The organism is Halomonas sp. (assembly GCF_041689495.1).
In the GTDB taxonomy this organism is placed as follows: domain Bacteria; phylum Pseudomonadota; class Gammaproteobacteria; order Pseudomonadales; family Halomonadaceae; genus Halomonas.
The window spans coordinates 1-2,002 of record NZ_JBDNGD010000118.1; the positions used below are offsets into that span (position 1 = coordinate 1).

General features: G+C 59.6%; 3 protein-coding genes. 2 read left to right on the forward strand and 1 reads right to left on the reverse strand.

From position 1 onward, the window contains the following. On the reverse strand, positions 1 to 722 hold a 722-nt coding region (locus tag ACESMD_RS03915), incomplete at its 3' end, for a SulP family inorganic anion transporter (RefSeq protein ID WP_372610513.1). Positions 723 to 950: 228 nt separating this feature from the next. Between ACESMD_RS03915 and ACESMD_RS03920 the strand changes: the two genes are divergently transcribed. Continuing rightward, entirely contained in the window at positions 951 to 1,175 is a 225-nt protein-coding gene (locus ACESMD_RS03920) for a CopG family transcriptional regulator (RefSeq protein ID WP_372610515.1), read from the forward strand. Positions 1,176 to 1,298: 123 nt separating this feature from the next. Beyond that, positions 1,299 to 1,964: a fumarylacetoacetate hydrolase family protein gene (locus ACESMD_RS03925; RefSeq protein WP_372610517.1), complete on the forward strand. Its 666-nt coding sequence runs from the start codon at positions 1,299 to 1,301 to the stop codon at positions 1,962 to 1,964. Positions 1,965 to 2,002: the final 38 nt, after the last annotated feature.

Here is a 2,002-nt window from a genome sequence, read left to right on the forward strand (position 1 = left end):
GCAATCGTTTCCACGGTGTGTCCAGCGCCCGTGCTGCCGAACCATTGGTTAGTGGCATAAGCGGCGATGGCGCCGACGACCAGGCCGATCAAGGGCGCCGGGATGGGCAGATGCAAACGCGGCCAGATCAACATGACGGCGAGGGTGAATATCCCGATGCCCAGCTCGTAGGGATTCAGGGTGGGGAATGATGTGACGATCAATCCCAGGTTCTCGACAAAATGCTCGCCGAGTTTTCCCACCTCCAGTCCCAGGAAATCCGGGATCTGCAGCACCGCGATCACCACCGCGATACCCGCCGTAAAACCAAGCACGACCGGGTAGGGCACGAATTCAATGAGTCGTCCCATACGGGCCAGGCCTAAGGCCACCAGGATGATACCGGCCATCATCGAGGCGATCAGCAACCCACCCAGGCCATACTGCTGGACGATGGGAAAGAGGATGACCACGAAGGCGGCCGTGGGCCCGGAGACATTGAAGCGTGATCCGCCCGTCAGCGCGATGATGGCACCGGCCACGATCGCCGTGTAGAGGCCGTGCTGAGGTGGCACACCCGTGGCGATCGCCAACGCCATCGACAGCGGTACTGCCACGGTGCCGATGGTCAGGCCAGCCATCAGATCGCTGCGCAGATCGGGAAGTCCATAGCCATCACGCCAGGCCGAGCGTAGGCCGGTAGCGATGCCGGGAAGGTTCAGGGAGAAACGGCTGCGTGCCATGGAGGGACAGTCTCTCAGCGAGCGTCCTCGCCCTGGAAGAGGCCTGCCGTCGCCTCCTCCAGGGCGGGATAGAGTCAATATTCTATTTGCATAAAATTAACATGTTGTTAGCATCAGAGGCAATCTTTCAACCAATGCCAGCCGGGGTTCATGCGATGACGCCGGGTAGCCATTGCCCCTGACTTTCCCTGGCATTAACATACAATGTTAATGTTTTGGAGGTTACCGATGGAAAAGAAGACAGCACGCCTGACCCTGCTGATCGATCCTCACAAGAAGCGGGCCTTCGAGCAGTTGTGTGCGGCTCAGGATTTGACACCTTCCCAGGTGGTCCGCCAATTGATCCGCGACTACTTGCAAAGCCATGGGGTGGAATATGAGACTCAGCACACAGTGGCCGTTGAGACTTTCAAGAAGGACAAGGCCGATCATGGCGTGTCGGGGACATCGTGATACCCGGTTCTGCCATCGAACCAGCTTGATGCTTCCCGAGGACTGGACACTGGTGGCAGGTGGGGTGGACTGTGCTGCCTGCCACAGAATGCAGCACGCATATTGAGAAGGAGAAGACCCGCCATGCGTTTTGTTCCGCGTTTTTCCGATGGCCAGGAGTTTCCCTGTGCGTTGGGCAAGATCGTCTGTGTGGGTCGTAACTATGCCGACCATGCCAGGGAACTGGATAACCCGGTACCCAGTGAGCCATTGCTCTTCATCAAGCCGTCGACGTCGGCCGTGCCTCTCGAGCAATTGCTGGATGCTCCCTTCTCGCGGGGTGATGTGCATTTCGAGACGGAATTGGCGTTGCTGATCGGTAAAGAAGTGTCCAATGCGTCCTCGGATGAGGCCGAAAGGGCCGTGGTAGGCATCGGCCTGGCGCTGGATCTGACCCTTCGCGGCATCCAGGCGCGCCTCAAGGAAAAAGGCCATCCCTGGGAAATCGCCAAGGCATTCGACGGGTCCTGCCCGTTGTCATCCTTCCTGCATCTGTCCCAGGTGCCCAACTGGAGTGCGCTGGCCTTTACCCTGGAGATCGACGGGGAACTGCGCCAGCACGGAGAGGGCGCCGACATGCTTTTTCCGGTGGCGCCCCTGGTGGCGGAGATGAGTCGTCATTTCACCCTGGAGCCCGGCGACGTGGTCCTGACCGGAACGCCGGCCGGTGTAGGTCCTCTGCCGCGCGGGGCAACGCTTCATTTCACCCTGACCGGCGGCCTCGAGGTGACCACAGGGGTCGTGGACTGAGAATCTCCCGAACTCTTCCTGGTTACTCCAGGTAGGTA